The sequence below is a fragment of the Streptomyces sp. NPDC047028 genome (assembly GCF_040644095.1).
Classification (GTDB): domain Bacteria; phylum Actinomycetota; class Actinomycetes; order Streptomycetales; family Streptomycetaceae; genus Streptomyces.
Window position 1 is genome coordinate 29,389 of sequence record NZ_JBEYVS010000025.1, and the last position, 14,457, is coordinate 43,845.

At 73.4% G+C, this 14,457-nt stretch carries 8 protein-coding genes; 7 read left to right on the plus strand and 1 reads right to left on the minus strand.

What is annotated here, in order from left to right; all coding sequences use genetic code 11:
* The first annotated feature begins 130 nt into the window (after positions 1–130).
* A complete protein-coding gene (locus tag ABZ854_RS22225) occupies positions 131–2,296 on the plus strand; it encodes a SpoIIE family protein phosphatase (RefSeq protein ID WP_361213576.1) in 2,166 nt (721 codons plus the stop codon).
* Positions 2,297–2,509: 213 nt separating this feature from the next.
* Here ABZ854_RS22225 and ABZ854_RS22230 read toward each other — a convergent pair whose 3' ends face one another.
* Entirely contained in the window at positions 2,510–3,991 is a 1,482-nt protein-coding gene (locus ABZ854_RS22230) for a S1 family peptidase (RefSeq protein WP_361213579.1), read from the minus strand.
* Positions 3,992–4,606: 615 nt separating this feature from the next.
* On the opposite strand from ABZ854_RS22230, the gene ABZ854_RS22235 reads away from it, so the two are divergent.
* The 6 genes from ABZ854_RS22235 to ABZ854_RS22260 all read left to right on the plus strand — a co-directional run bounded on the left by ABZ854_RS22235 (position 4,607) and on the right by ABZ854_RS22260 (position 14,360).
* Positions 4,607–4,822 carry a type A2 lantipeptide gene (locus ABZ854_RS22235; protein WP_129305186.1) on the plus strand — a complete coding sequence of 72 codons (216 nt, stop codon included), beginning with the start codon at positions 4,607–4,609 and terminating at the stop codon, positions 4,820–4,822.
* A 245-nt stretch (positions 4,823–5,067) separates the two neighbouring features.
* Complete coding sequence (locus tag ABZ854_RS22240; RefSeq protein ID WP_361213583.1) at positions 5,068–5,874, plus strand: HlyD family efflux transporter periplasmic adaptor subunit; 807 nt, start codon at positions 5,068–5,070, stop codon at positions 5,872–5,874.
* Positions 5,871–8,093: an NHLP family bacteriocin export ABC transporter peptidase/permease/ATPase subunit gene (locus ABZ854_RS22245; protein WP_361213586.1), complete on the plus strand. Its 2,223-nt coding sequence runs from the start codon at positions 5,871–5,873 to the stop codon at positions 8,091–8,093. The genes ABZ854_RS22240 and ABZ854_RS22245 overlap by 4 nt, the downstream gene beginning before the upstream one ends.
* A gap of 1 nt (position 8,094) precedes the next feature.
* Positions 8,095–10,920: an NHLP bacteriocin export ABC transporter permease/ATPase subunit gene (locus tag ABZ854_RS22250; RefSeq protein WP_361213589.1), complete on the plus strand. Its 2,826-nt coding sequence runs from the start codon at positions 8,095–8,097 to the stop codon at positions 10,918–10,920.
* 143 nt (positions 10,921–11,063) lie between these two features.
* On the plus strand, positions 11,064–12,689 hold the full coding sequence (locus ABZ854_RS22255; protein WP_361213592.1) for an FAD-dependent monooxygenase: 1,626 nt from the start codon (positions 11,064–11,066) through the stop codon (positions 12,687–12,689).
* A gap of 162 nt (positions 12,690–12,851) precedes the next feature.
* Complete coding sequence (locus ABZ854_RS22260; RefSeq protein WP_361213595.1) at positions 12,852–14,360, plus strand: MFS transporter; 1,509 nt, start codon at positions 12,852–12,854, stop codon at positions 14,358–14,360.
* The last annotated feature ends 97 nt before the right edge of the window (positions 14,361–14,457 follow it).

Sequence of the window (14,457 nt, forward strand, 5' to 3'; positions counted from 1 at the left end):
GGCGGGGCCCGGCCGGGGTACGCAGCAGGGTTTCCCTCCCCGTAGCCCCGCGCCCGGCCCGGCGTGTCCGTTGTGCACCGCTCCGCGTTCGCCGTGCGCGGATCGCCGGTACGAGGGAGTCTTGACCCGGATGAACGCGCGGCCGTACGAGGAGGTGGTCGGCGTGTCCGACGGGCCGAGGCCGGCGGCGGCCACCGGCAGGCGGGTGCGCCGCCCGGTGCTGTCCGTCGCGCTGGCCTCGATGATGGAGGAGGTCGACGCGCACTCGGGTGCCGTGTACCTGCTCCGGACCGATGAGCCGGTGCTGGAGATGGCGGTGATGGCGGGGCTGCCGAGGGCGTTCGCCGCGCCGTGGGAGCGGGTGGGGCTGAGCGCGCCCATCCCCGTTGCCGACGCGGCGCGGGAGCGGCGGCTGGTGTGGGTGGGCGGCGAGGAGGAGATGGCCGGCCGCTATCCGCGCATCGCGGTGGTGCTGCCGTATCCCTTCGCGCTGGCTGCCTTGCCCGTGGCGACACCGGATCGGGTGTACGGCGCGGTGTTCCTGACCTGGCCCGGATCGCATTCGCCGGAGCTGTCCGACCGGGAGCGGGACCATCTGATGGCGGCCTGCGACCGGCTGGCGACGCGGCTGGAACGGGCCGCCGCAGAGAGCCGGCCGCTGGGCGACGAGGCCGATCTGCTGGCCGCGACGGCGGTCGGCTCGACGGACACGCCGGCCTCGGTCGAGGCGGCACGGATGGTGGCCCGGCTGCCGTACGGACTGGTGTCGCTGGACCTGTACGGCCGTATCGCCTTCGCCAACTCCGCCGCCGCCGAACTGCTCGGCCGGCCGGCCGGTGAACTCCTCGGCACCCTGCCCTGGGTGTCGGTGCCGTGGCTCAACGACCCGATGTACGAGGACCGGTACCGGGCCGCGCTGATCAGCCAGCACGTCACGTCGTTCGTGGCGCTGCGGCCGCCCGGCGACTGGCTGTCGTTCCGGCTGTATCCGACCACCACCGGGCTCAGCGTGCGGATCAGCCGCGCCCGGGCGGTCGCCCAGCTGACGCAGGCGGCGCCGAAACCCGCCTCCGGCCCGTCCCGCCTGGTGACCATCTCCCAGGTGCTGAGCCTCGCGGGCGCGCTGACCGAGGCGGTGGGCGTGCAGGACGTGGTGCAGCTGGTCGCGGACGAGATCGCCCCGGCGGTCGGCAGCCAGGGTCTGGTGGTCCTCGGCTCGCAGGCCGGACGGCTGCACCTGCTCGGGCACCGCGGCTATCCGGACCCGCGGGTCGTGGAGCACTACGACGGCCGGCCGCTGAGCGACCGCGCCCCGGGCACGCGGGCCCTGAACAGCGGGCTGCCCGGGTTCTTCGAGTCCCGGGAGCACCTCGAACGCCTGTACCCGGAGCGGCGCGACACACCGGACGGGTACGCGGCGTGGGCGTACCTGCCGCTGATCGCGTCGGGCCGACCGGTGGGCACGTGCGTGCTGGCGTACGCCGAGCCGCATCCCTTCCCCGCTGACGAGCGGGCCGTGCTGACGAGCCTCGGCGGCCTGATCGCCCAGGCCCTGGAGCGGGCCCAGCTCTACGACGCCAAGTTCCACCTCGCCCACGGCCTCCAGGAAGCGCTGCTGCCGCGCACCCTCGCCGCCCCGCCGGGCATCGAGGCGGCCGCCCGCTATGTGCCGGCCACGCGCGGACTGGAGATCGGCGGCGACTTCTACGACCTGGTGCCGAGCCGGCCGCTCGCGGCGGCGGTGATCGGGGACGTGCAGGGGCACAACGTGACGGCGGCCGGGCTGATGGGGCAGCTGCGCACGGGGGTGCGGGCGTACACCACGGTGGGGCAGGCTCCGGCGGAGGTGATGCGCAGCACCAACCGGCTGCTCATCGACCTCGGCGTCGATCTGTTCGCCAGCTGCCTGTACCTGCGGCTGGACCCGGCGCGCGGACGGGCCGTGATGGCGCGGGCGGGGCATCCACCGCCGCTGCTGAGGAGGCCGGACGGGCGGGTGAAGGTGCTGGACCTGGCCGGCGGGCCGCTGCTGGGCATCGACGCGGAGGCGGCGTATCCGACGACGGAGGTGTCCCTCCCCCCAGGCTCACTCCTCGTCCTCTACACCGACGGTCTCGTCGAGTCACCCGGTCTGGACATCGAGGACGCCCTGGCCGACCTCGGTGCCCTGCTCACCGACATCGGTGACCGGCCCCTGGAGCAGCTGGCCGACGACCTGGTGGCCCACGCCGCGTCGGCGCGCGAACTGGTCGACGATGTCGCGGTGTTGCTGCTGCGGGCGTGCCCGGCCGGCTGACCGCTGCGGGCGCACCCGGCCGGACGACAGCGGGCGGGCGGCACAACCGCCGGTGGTCCGGCCCTCCGGGCGGAGGGCCGGACCGTTCCCCGCCGGCCGGAACCGCGGGCGGGGCCCGGACGGGGGCTGGGGGGAGACCCGGTGGGGCGGGCCCCGGTCGCGGGGCCGGGACGGCGGTGCCGTGGCCCGTCGCCGGCCCCCTGAGCGGACGGGTCAGTTGGTCCCGGTGAGGGACGACCCGTCGTTCCCGCCGGAATAGGACGGGGCGTCGGCACCCGACTGGTCCCCGGTACCCGACTGGTCGCCCGAGCCCTGGTCGCCCGCGCCCTGGCCCTGGTCCTGGCCCTGGCCCTGGCCGCCGCCGTTCTGGTCACTGCCGGTGGCGGACGGGTCGGCCGTGCCACCGATCTGGTCGCCGCCGGCCTGGTCCCCGGCACCCGACTGGTCACCGGCTCCGGACTGGTCGCCCGCGCCCGACTGGTCACCGGCACCGGACTGGTCGCCCGCGCCCGACTGACCCCCGGCACTCGCCTGGCCGCCCGCGCCCGCGCCGAGCGTGGCGCCCGTGGCCTGCAGCGCCGCCGTCACCGGCTGGAAGAAGGTCTCGCCGCCGTTGGTGCAGTCGCCGCTGCCGCCCGAGGTGAGGCCGACCGCGCCGCCGTCCTGGGTGAAGAGGGAGCCGCCGCTGTCGCCGGCCTCGGCGCAGACGTTCGTCTGGATGAGGCCGTTGACGGTGTCGACCCCGCCCGGGTTGGTCTCGCTCTGGAAGTTGACGGTGGCGTCGAGGCCGGTGACCTGGCCGTCGTGCAGACCGGTGGTGGAGCCCATGCGGAACACGGTCTCGCCGACGGTGGCGTCCTGGGCCTGCGTGATCTGCACCGTCTGCCCGTTGCCGGCGTTGACCTCGCCGGGCGCCTGGGTGGTGGCGTCGTCGTACTTGACGAGGGCGAAGTCGTTCCCGGGGAAGGTGGCCTGGTCGACGGTGGCGAGGGGCTGCCCGGTCTGCGAGTCGGACCACTGCTTGGCGGCCACCCCGCAGTGACCGGCCGTCAGGAAGGCTGGGCTGCCGTCGGACGCGGTGACGTTGAAGCCGAGGGAGCAACGGACACCGCCGCCCTGCACCTGGGCGAAGATGGCGTCGCCACCGGAGAGGAACGTCTTGAAGGTGCCCGAGGATTTCTTCAGGGTCGCCATGCCGGAGCCGAGACCGCGCACGGTCGACTGCACCCGGTCCCACTTGGCGCCCGTGACGGTGCTGTCGGCGGTGACCCGGATCTTGTCGGTGCGCGGGTCGACGGCCCAGGCGGTGCCCGGGACGGTCGCCCGGGTCTTCAGGGTGTGGGCGGCGGCCTTGAGTTCGGAGGTGCTGTTGGCGACGTGGCGGACGGCCGCGCCCGCCTTCTGCGCCTGCGCGGCCGCCGTGCCGTCGCCGTCGGCCACGTTGACGACGAGTTGCTTCTTCGCGTCGTCGTAGTAGGTGCCGGCGATGGAGTCGCCGAGCGTCTTCTGCAGCCGGGCGGCGACGTCCGAGGCGTCCGCGGCCTTCAGGGTCCTGGCGGTGCCGCCGGCGTTCGAGGCCTTGCCCTGGTCCTGTGAAGCCATGGCGTTGGGCAGCAGGAGTGCTGCCGCTCCGAGCGCCGCGACGCCGCCCACCGCTATCGCGGCCTTGCGCTTGGGCATTCGCTTGTGACTCAACTTCTCGACCTCCTGGGGACGGGGGTCTGCCGCTGTCGGCAGGTGATCGGGGGCGCCTGGATGGCTGTAGGTACGGGCGGTTCGCGTGGTGCGTTCAACGTCGGGCGTCAACTTCCGCTCCATGGAGGCGAATCAGCCGCCCGCCCGGGCCCCGTTCGGCCGACACGTTCGGCTACTGATCGGTAACGGTCGGTTCCGGACACGTACCGGAATCCCGGCTTCAGCGAATCTGCACATCGAATGCCCAAGCGGGTCACGGCGACCAGGGGATCTGCACATCCGCGCAGCCCGCAAAACGCCTTTGGGGCGGAGTGCCGGATTCCGCCTCCGCTGGACAAGGGGCGTGTCGTACCGATGCCGTGCGGCTTGTGAAGGAGTCGCCGACATCCCGTGCGCACACCTGCACGGTTACGTGGCTCCCGGAGCCAAGTGTGCTGGTGAGAGCCCTGTTTGAGTGGAAGGGGGCCGCGCGTGCGTGCTTTGATCCTTCGCATCGCGGGGGCCGCTGCGGGCCCCGGAGACGGGTGCCCGGCACCCGCGTTCGCGGCCGTCCGTCTGTCCCCAGAGGGGGCCGCTCCCCCCTTGTGAAATATCCATACGAAGGGAAGTTCCACCATGAACTCCACCCCCCAGGTCGAGACCGCCGAGATCTCGGACGCCGCCCTCGACGGCATCTCCGGCGGTCTCTCCGTGAACGCCCTCAACACCGCCACCGGCGCCCTGAACGGCGTTGCCCCGGTCGCCGGCCTGGCGGACACGCTCGTCGGCACCGTCGAGGGTGTCACCGGCCTGAACGTCCAGCCGGTCACCAACCTGGTCGCCGGTCTCTGACCGCACCCCGGTGTCACCGCGGGTCCCGGAGCCGTCCCTCGGCTCCGGGACTCCCGGCACGGCACCTCGCCGCACGGCCGAATCATCCAAGTACATCCAGTACGAGGACGATCCGGCCGCACGCCGAGGCACCGCACCGGACGCCGCGGGGCCGCCCTCCGGGCGACGACGGGGAACTCCAGACAGGGCCTCGGATGCCCGCACACATGCCGTGACGTCGTCTCTCCCCGGGTGAGGGAAGTTCCGTGCAGTTCCGCCAACAGGCCCTCGCCAAACTCCAGTCGCCGGAAGAACTGGATCTTCCCGTGCGGCTGGCCCGCCCGCAGGGGTGGCTCGCGCTGGCCGTCACCGTCGTGGTGATGGCGGCCGCCACCGTGTGGGCGCTGACCGGCTCGGTCTCCTCCACCGTGAGCGCGCCGGCCATCCTCACGCACGGACAGGGCAGCTATCTGCTGCAGAGCCCCGTGTCCGGCCAGGTGACGGCCGTGCTCGCCAAGCAGGGCGAGCGGCTGGCCGCCGGCGCCCCGGTCGTCAAGGTCCGTACGGCGCAGGGCGATTCGATGGTCCGCACGGTCGCCGCCGGCCGGGTCACCGCTCTCGCCGCCACGATCGGGCAGATCGTACGCACCGGCACCGCCGTGGCCTCGGTCGAGAAGGTCGCGCATGCCTCCGACCCGCTGTACGCGACGGTGTACGTCCCCGCCGAGAACGCCGCCTCGATCCCCGCGCACGCCGCCGTGGACCTCACCGTGTCCTCGGTGTCCACGCAGCGGTACGGCGTGCTGCGCGGGCACGTGAAGTCGGTGGACCGCGCGGCCCAGTCCGCCCAGTCGATCGCCGCGTTCCTCGGCGACAGCCAGCTCGGCGAGCAGTTCACCCGCAAGGGGCGCCCGGTCGCCGTCCTGGTCTCGCTTGACCGGTCGGCGTCGACGAAGAGCGGCTACCGCTGGTCGTCCGCGGACGGGCCGCCGTACCGGCTGGACTCCATGACCCTGGCCTCCGGCTCGGTCAAGCTGGCCGACCAGCGCCCCGTCGACTGGCTGCTCCCGTGACCGCCGCGCAGGAGACCCGTGGCCGCAGACGCGCCGCCCCGGCCGGGCGGCAGGTCCCCCGGCCCCGCGGCCGCGCCGTCCGCACACCCACGGTGCTGCAGATGGAGGCCGTCGAGTGCGGCGCCGCCTCGCTCGCGATGGTGCTCGGCCACTACGGCCGGCACGTCCCGCTGGAGGAACTGCGCATCGCCTGCGGCGTCTCCCGGGACGGCTCGCGCGCCAGCAACCTGCTGAAGGCGGCGCGCGGTTACGGCCTCACCGCCAAGGGAATGCAGATGGACCTGGCCGCCCTCGCCGAGGTGCGCGGCCCGGCCATCCTGTTCTGGGAGTTCAACCACTACGTCGTCTACGACGGAATGGGGCGCCGCTTCGGCCGGCGCGGCGTGTACGTCAACGACCCCGCCAAGGGCCGCCGGTTCGTGCCCATGGAGGAGTTCGACGGCAGCTTCACCGGCGTCGTACTGGTGCTGGAACCCGGCGACGACTTCACCCGGGGCGGGCGCAGGCCGGGCGTGCTCGGCGCGATGCCGGCCCGGCTGCGCGGCACCGCGGGCGCCCTGCCCGCGGCGGTGCTGGCCAGCCTGCTGCTGGTCGGGGTGGGCGCCGCGCTGCCCGCGCTCAGCCGCACCTACATCGACCTGTTCCTGCTCGGCGGGCAGACCTCGCTGCTGGGCGTGCTGTTCGCCTCGATGGCCACGTGTGTGCTGCTCACACTGGCCCTGACCTGGCTGCAGCAGGCCAACCTGCTGCACGGCCGGATCATCTCCTCCACGCTGTCCAGCGCCCGCTTCCTGCGCCATCTGCTGCGGCTGCCGGTGACGTTCTTCGCCCAGCGCTCCCCCGCCGACCTGGTGCAGCGGCTGCAGTCCAACGACCAGGTCGCCGAGACCCTGGCCCGCGACCTCGCGGCGGCCGGCGTCGACGCGATCGTGGTCGTGCTGTACGCGGTGCTCCTCTACACCTACGACCCGCAGCTGACGTTCCTCGGCATCGGCGTGGCCCTGCTGAACGTGGTGGCGATGCGGATCGCCGTACGGCTGCGCGCGACCCGGACCGCCAAGCTGCGCGCGGACACGGCCCGGCTCACGAACACGTCGTACACGGGTCTGCAGCTGATCGAGACGATGAAGGCGACCGGTGGCGAGGACGGCTACTTCCGCAAGTGGGCCGGGCAGCACGCCACCACGCTGGAGGAGCAGCAGCGGCTCGGGGTGCCGAGCGCCTGGCTGGGTGTGGTCGCGCCGACCCTGGCGACGCTCAACAGCGCGCTGATCCTCTGGATCGGCGGGATGCGGGCGGTCGAGGGGCACATCTCGGTCGGTCTGCTGGTCGCCTTCCAGGCGCTGGTCACCCGGTTCACCGCGCCGCTGACCCGGCTCAACGGGGTCGCGGGCCGCATCCAGGACTTCGCGGCGGACGTGGCCCGGCTGAAGGACGTGGAGAACTTCCAGGCCGACCCGCTCTACGCCCGCCCCGGCGCGGGTGACTCGACGCGCCGGCTGCACGGGCACGTCGAGCTGGAGAACGTGGCCTTCGGGTACAGCCCGCTGGACGAGCCGCTGCTGACCGGGTTCGACCTGACGGTGGGTCCGGGTCAGCAGGTGGCGCTGGTCGGCGGCTCGGGCAGCGGCAAGTCGACGGTGTCCCGGCTGATTTCCGGCCTGTACACGCCGTGGGACGGGGTGATCCGGATCGACGGACGCCGGCTGGAGGACATCCCGCGCGGCGCGCTCGCGTCCTCGGTGTCCTTCGTCGACCAGGACGTGTTCCTCTTCGAGGGCTCGGTCCGCGACAACGTGGCGCTGTGGGACCCGTCGGTTCCGGACGAGGCGGTGGTGGAGGCGCTGAGGGACGCGGCCCTGTACGACGTGGTGACGCGCCGGCCCGGCGGCATCCACAGCCCCGTCGAGCAGGACGGCCGGAACTTCTCCGGCGGGCAGCGCCAGCGCCTGGAGATCGCGCGGGCGCTGGTGCGCCGGCCCAGCATCCTGGTCCTGGACGAGGTGACCAGTGCGCTGGACGCGGAGACCGAGCAGGTCGTGATGGACAACCTGCGGCGGCGCGGCTGCGCCTGTGTGGTCATCGCGCACCGGCTGAGCACGGTCCGCGACAGCGACGAGATCGTCGTGCTCCAGCACGGCACGGTCGTCGAACGCGGGCGGCACGAGGAGCTGGTGGCGCGCGGCGGCGCGTACGCGGCGCTGGTCAGGGAGCGGTGAGATGACGTCGGTTCAGGAGGGGTACGACGGCGACCTCGTGCTCGGCGCGCTCGGTGCGCTGGGCACGCGCGTCGACTGCGCCGGGTTCACCCGCGTCGACCTGGAGGGTCCGCAGGTGCTGTGGCTGGTCGCGGCCGGCGCGCTGGACCTGTTCGCGGTGGACGCCGCCGAGCAGGGCCACTGGCACCACCTGGGCCGGCTGGAGGCGGGCGCGCTGCTGCTCGGCCCGGTCGCCGGGCCCCGGCACACCCTGGTCGCCCGCCCGGTCCGGGACTGCGTGCTGCACCGGGTGAACCTGCGCGAGCTGTACCAGCCGGCCCACACGCAGACCTGGTCGTACGACGAGTACGGCAACCCCCAGTACGTGCCGCCCGCGACGAGCCCGCTGGAGTACGCCGTCGCCCTGGGCGTGGGCCGCGGCCTCTCCGTCCTGTTCCAGGCGCCGATGGCCGAGGAGCGCACGGCGGCGCCCTCCGACGACGACGTGTTCTGGATGCAGGTCCCGCCGGGCAGCGTGCAGTACGGCTCCGTGTACGGCGCGGAGGCCGCGGCCGACCTGCTGATGGACCCGGCGCTGTGGCAGAGCATGGTCGACCAGCAGTACCGGCTGCTGACCGCGCTGGACCGCTGGATCGAGCAGCTGGAGCGCACCCACGAGACGCGGACGGCCGCCGGGATCAAGGCGGGCGAGGCGGTCCGTGCGCAGGCCGACCAGACGCTGCTGGCGTCCATCGGCCGGCGCTCGCCGCGCCCGGCGACGGCCGCCGACACCGACGCCACCTACGCGGCCTGCGCGCTGGTCGCCGAGGCCTCCGGGATCACCCTCGCCGAGCCCGCCCGGGGCGGCGCGGAGAGCGAGCGCCTCGACCCGGTCGAGCGGGTGGCACTCGCCTCCCGGGTGCGCACGAGGGCCGTACGGCTGGACGGCCGCTGGTGGCGGGAGAACGTGGGCCCGCTGGTCGGGCACCGGGCGCTGTCCGGGGCGCCGGTGGCGCTGCTGTGGCGGCGCGGCGGCTATGTGGCCGTGCATCCGGGGACCGTGCGTGAGACGCCGGTGGAGAAGGAGAACGCCCAGGAGTTCGAGGCGCGCGCGGTGACGTTCTACCGGCCGCTGCCCGAGCGGCGGCTCGGGCCGCTCGGGCTGCTGCGGTTCAGCCTGCGCGGCACCCGCGGCGACGTGCTGCGGCTGCTGCTGGCGGGGCTGGTGACGGTGGCGATCGGCGCGCTGGTGCCGGTCGCCACCGGCAAGGTGCTCGGCAGTTACGTGCCGAAGGCGCAGCAGGACCTCATCGTCCAGGTGTGTCTGGCGGTGATGGTGAGCGGGGTGGTGTCGGCCGCGTTCACGCTGCTGGAGAACCTGACGATCCTGCGGCTGGAGGGCCGTATCGAGGCGGCGCTCCAGCCGGCCGTCTGGGACCGGCTGCTGCGCCTGCCCACCCGGTTCTTCACCCAGCGCTCGACGGGTGAACTGGCCAGTGCCGCCATGGGCATCAGCGCGATCCGACGGCTGCTCGCGGGCGTCGGCCCGGTGGTCGCCCAATCGGTGACGGTCGGCGCGATGAACCTGGGCCTGCTGTTCTGGTACAGCGCGCCGCTGGCGCTGGCGGCGATCGGCATGCTCGTCGTCATCGGGGGCGTCTTCCTGGGACTCGGGCTGTGGCAGGTGCGCTGGCAGCGGCGGCTGGTGGTGCTCGGCAACAAGCTGAACAACCAGGCGTTCCAGACGCTGCGGGGCCTGCCCAAACTGCGGGTGGCCGCGGCGGAGAACTACGCGTACGCGGCCTGGGCGCGGCAGTTCGCGCACAGCAGGGAGCTGCAGCAGAAGGTCGGCCGGATCAAGAACCTCACCACCGTGCTGGGCGCGGTCTATCTGCCGGTGTGCACGCTGGCGATGTTCATGCTGCTGGCGGGTCCGGCCAAGGGCACGATGTCGGCGGCGGCGTTCCTCACCTTCAACACCTCGGTGACGATGGTGCTGACCTCGGTCACCCAGCTCACCGGCTCGTTCGTGTCGGCGGTGGCCGCGCTGCCGCTGTTCGAGGAGATCAGGCCGGTGCTGGACGCCCCCCCGGAGGTGCGCGCGGCCAGCACCCGGCCCGGCCCGCTGTCGGGCGCGCTGGAGGCGCGGCGGCTTTCCTTCCGGTACGCGGACGACGGCCCGCTCGTCCTGGACGACGTGTCCTTCGCGGTCCGCCCGGGCGAGTTCGTGGCGATCGTCGGCCCGAGCGGCTGCGGCAAGTCGACCCTGCTGCGGCTGCTGATCGGCTTCGACAAACCGGTCTCGGGCAGCGTCCTGTACGACGGGCAGGATCTGGCGGCGCTGGACCAGTCGGCGGTGCGCCGGCAGTGCGGGGTCGTCCTGCAGCACGCGCAGCCGTTCACCGGCTCGATTCTGGACGTCATCTGCGGCACCGAGCCGTACACGCCGGAGGAGGCCATGGCCGCCGCCGAGCTGGCGGGGCTCGCGGAGGACATCCGGCGGATGCCGATGGGCCTGCACACGATCGTCTCGGGCAGCGGCGCCGTGTCCGGCGGGCAGCGGCAGCGGCTGATGATCGCGCAGGCGCTGATCCGCCGCCCCTGCATCCTGTTCTTCGACGAGGCGACCAGCGCCCTGGACAACGACACCCAGCGCACGGTCATCGACAGCACCCGCAAGCTGAACGCCACCCGGATCGTGATCGCCCACCGGCTGTCGACGGTGCTGGACGCGGACCGGGTCGTTGTCATGGAGGACGGCAAGGTGGTCCAGCAGGGGCCGCCCGCCGCGCTGCTCGCCGACACCGGCGGCCGGCTGCACGAGCTGGTCCGCAGGCAGCTGACCTGACCGCGTGCGGCGCCCCCGGGCCGAGTCGCAGGGTGGCGGGCGCCGGGGTGAGCATGGAACGGACAGGCAACACGGCACAGGGCGGTCGCGCGGGAGCCGCGAGCGGGTCCGGCCGCCGCCCGGACGCCCGGCGGGAGCAGCGCATGACGGACACCGAGGTACTGATCGCCGGGGCCGGCCCGGTCGGCCTGACCGCCGCCCTGGAACTCAGTCGCCGCCAGGTCCCGTGCCGCCTCGTAGACCGGCTCGACGGACGGCTGCCGTACGCGAAGGCCGTCGGGATCCAGCCGCGGACGCTGGAGATCTGGGACCGGATGGGCGTGGCCCGCGCGGCACTGGACGCGGCGGTGCCCATGCTCGGCCAGCTCACCTACGTCAACGGCGGCGAGCAGCCCCGGCTGGACCTGTCACTGCCCGAGCAGGTGCCGTACGGCTTCGCGGCCCTGCCGCAGTACGACACCGAGCGCATCCTTGAGGAGGCCGTGGCCCGCTACGGCACCCGGATCGAGCGGGGCACCGAGCTGGTGTCCTTCACGCAGGACGCCGACGGCGTCACCAGCGCGCTGCGCAACCGGGCCGGCGAGGAGACCGAGGTCCGGTCGCGCTTTCTGATCGGCTGCGACGGCGCGCACAGCGTGGTGCGCAAGACGCTGGGCCTGTCCTTCGAGGGCGGCGCGCTGCCCGAGGAGTACATGCTGGCCGACGTCGAGGTGGACTGGGATCTGCCGGCCGGCTACACGGTGCGGTCCATGCACCGCGCGGACGACGGCGAGGTCGACGACCTTCTGGTGTGCATCCCGCTGCCGGGCCGGTGCCGCTACCGCATGTCGATGCTGGTCCCCCCGGAGCTGTCGCCCCGGGAGCAGGCGGATGGGTCGGACGCGGTCGCGCACGGCCTGGAGTCGGGCCGCGCCCCCGGCCTGGAGCACATCCAGGCGGTCATCGACCGGCTGTCGCCCCGGACGACCACCGCCTCGGCGATGCGCTGGTCGTCGGTGTTCCGCATCAGCCACCGGCTCGTCGACCGGTACGGCGACGGCCGGGTCTTCGTCGCCGGCGACGCCGCGCACATCCATCCGCCGACCGGCGCCCAGGGCATGAACACCGGTATCCAGGACGCCTGCAACCTGGCCTGGAAACTGGCTCTCGTGGCGAACGGCACCGCCCGTCAGACGCTGCCGGCCAGCTACGACGCCGAGCGCCGGCCGGTCGGCGAGGAGGTGGTGGGCCGCACCCTGCGGCACGCCGCGCACGGCGTCCAGGCCGATCCGGAGGACGCCGCGACCGTGATGATGCGCGAGGCGCAGCTGCTCATCGCCTACCCGGACGGCCCGCTGACCGAGCCGGACCCGTCGCCCGGGCCCGGCCCGGCCCCGGGCGACCGGGCTCCCGACTGCGGCGGCCTGATGGATGCGATCGCGGCCTTCCCGCTGCGCCTCCACGACCTGCTGCGCGAGCGCGATCACGTCCTGCTGCTGTACGCCGACTCCTCCGACGGCGCGAAGGGGTTCCCCGAACTCGCTGAGGGTGCCGAGGAGTTGGCGCACGGCAGGCTGCTGACGTACTGCGTGCTGCCCGAGCAGGTGGACGCCGGGCACGTGGTCACGCTGCCGGTGCTGCGGGACTGCGGGGGCGAGTTCCGCAGCCAGTACGCCAGTGACGGGCCGACCGCGTTCCTGGTGCGGCCGGACGGGCACCTCTCCGCGCGGGTGAGCCCGGCCGACGCCGGGACGCTGGCCGCCGCCCTCCGGCGGGTCTTCGCCGCCTGACCGCACGGACCCCACTTCGCCGCCTGACCGCCCCCTGCCTCTCCGGGCCCGGCAAACGAAACGTTGCCGTTTCGCTGAAAGTGTTCTAGCCTCGTTGTGTACGAAACCGTTTCGTTTATTTACCGAGACGGCTTCCCGAACACTTCCCTGGAGTGGTTCTCCATGCCCCAGAAGACCCTGACCGGAGGCTCCCGCACGGGAACCCCCGTGGAGGCGGCCCCCGGCCACGCCTCCGCCCGGCGGTGGTGGATCCTCGCGGTCATCGCCGTGGCGCAGCTGATGGTGGTGCTCGACGCCACCATCGTGAACATCGCCCTGCCGTCCGCCCAGGCCGACCTCGGCTTCTCCGACGGCAATAGGCAGTGGATCGTCACCGCGTACGCGCTCGCGTTCGCCTCTCTGCTGCTGCTCGGCGGCCGCATAGCGGACCTCTTCGGACGCAAGCCCGCCTTCCTCATCGGCGTCGTCGGCTTCGCCGGGGCGTCCGCGCTCGGCGGCGCCGCGAACGGCTTCACCATGCTGGTCGTCGCCCGCGCCCTGCAGGGCGTCTTCGGCGCCCTCCTCGCACCGGCCGCGCTGTCGCTGCTCAACACCACGTTCACCGACGCCCGGGAACGGGCCCGCGCGTTCAGCGTCTACGGCGCCATCGCGGGCGCCGGCGGCGCCGTCGGACTGCTGCTCGGCGGCGTGCTGACCGACGCGTTCGACTGGCGCTGGACCCTGTACGTCAACGTGGCCATCGCCGTCGTCGCCTTCGCCGGCGGCTGGCTCCTGCTGGGCAGCCACCGGGACGCGGCCGGCGCCAAGCTGGACGTGCCCGGCACGGCCTTGGTGGCCGGCGGCCTGTTCGCCCTGGTGTACGGCTTCTCCAACGCCGAGACCCACGATTGGGGTTCCCCGCTCACCTGGGGCTTCCTGCTCGCGGGCGGCCTGCTGCTGGTGGCCTTCGCCTGGTGGCAGACCCGGGCCGCGCACCCGCTGCTGCCGCTCAGGATCCTGCTGGACCGCGACCGGGCCGCCGCCTTCCTCGCGGTGCTGATCAGCGGCGCGGGCATGTTCGGCGTGTTCCTCTTCCTGACCTACTACCTCCAGATCGACCTGGGCTTCAGTCCCACGAAGACGGGTGTGGCGTTCCTGCCGATGGTCGGCGCCCTGATGGTGGCCGCACAGCTCGGCACCACGGTCCTGCTGCCCCGGATGGGCCCGAAGGCTGTCATCCCACTGGGCTTCGCGATCGCCACGGCCGGCATGGCCTGGCTGACCGGGATCGGCCTCGGGTCGCACTACGCCAGTGCGGTGCTGCCCCAGGTGATCGTGATCGGCGCGGGCCTCGGCCTGGTCATGCCGCCCGCGATGCAGCTGGCCACCGGCGGGGTCGCGGCGGAAGACGCCGGCGTCGCCTCGGCGACGGTCAACGCGATGCAGCAGGTGGGCGGTTCGATCGGCACGGCCCTGCTGAACACCCTCGCCGCGAGCGCCGCCACCGCCTACCTGTCGGGACACGACGCCGGCAGCGAGCTGGTCCGGGCGCAGGCCACGATCGAGAGCTACACCACCGCCTTCTGGTGGTCGGCGGGCTTCTTCGCCGCCGGCACGGTGATCGCGTTCCTGCTCCACCGCCGCGGGGTGCCGCGCCAGGACGCGGGTGCCGCACCGGTCGTCCACATGTGACAACCCGCTCCGCGAGCCGCCGAGGGGCCGCCGTCCACAGGGAGACGGCGGCCCCTCGGCCACGCCCGGAATCGATCACGGTGCCTTCGGGGCCCGC

What these genes read in the sequence shown, in the direction of transcription:
- ABZ854_RS22225 (WP_361213576.1), top strand. Translation starts at nt 131, where the DNA reads ATGAACGCGCGGCCGTACGAGGAGGTGGTCGGCGTGTCCGACGGGCCG.
- ABZ854_RS22235 (WP_129305186.1), top strand. Translation starts at nt 4,607, where the DNA reads ATGAACTCCACCCCCCAGGTCGAGACCGCCGAGATCTCGGACGCCGCC.
- ABZ854_RS22250 (WP_361213589.1), top strand. Translation starts at nt 8,095, where the DNA reads ATGACGTCGGTTCAGGAGGGGTACGACGGCGACCTCGTGCTCGGCGCG.
- ABZ854_RS22255 (WP_361213592.1), top strand. Translation starts at nt 11,064, where the DNA reads ATGACGGACACCGAGGTACTGATCGCCGGGGCCGGCCCGGTCGGCCTG.
- ABZ854_RS22260 (WP_361213595.1), top strand. Translation starts at nt 12,852, where the DNA reads ATGCCCCAGAAGACCCTGACCGGAGGCTCCCGCACGGGAACCCCCGTG.